Origin of the sequence: Xanthomonas populi (genome assembly GCF_002940065.1) — a bacterium.
Taxonomy (GTDB): Bacteria; Pseudomonadota; Gammaproteobacteria; order Xanthomonadales; family Xanthomonadaceae; genus Xanthomonas; species Xanthomonas populi.
This window is the reverse complement of sequence record NZ_MDEJ01000398.1, coordinates 1-274: the sequence shown is the minus strand read 5'-3', so window position 1 is coordinate 274 and position 274 is coordinate 1. Positions and strand designations below refer to the sequence as shown.

Genomic DNA, 274 nt, shown 5'->3' with positions numbered 1-274 from the left:
TGTTGCGGATTCATCTGCTGCAACAGTGGTACGCGCTGAGCGATCCGGCGATGGAAGAAGCCTTGCATGAGATCCCGACCCTGCGGCGTTTTGCCCAGCTAGGTGGATTGGACAACGTGCCCGACGAGACCACGATTCTCAACTTTCGCCGCCTGCTGGAAACCCACGGCCTGGCCGCGCGGATGCTGGACGCCGTCAACGCGCATCTGGCGCGCAAGGGTCAACGTCTGCGCTCCGGCACAATCGTCGATGCAACCCTGATCGCTGCGCCCAG

Annotated in this window: 1 protein-coding gene; it reads left to right on the top strand. The window is 62.8% G+C overall.

Annotation, left to right across the window (positions count from 1 at the left end):
* The coding region (locus XpopCFBP1817_RS21430) for a transposase (protein WP_146090229.1) at positions 1-274 on the top strand (274 nt) is incomplete at both ends.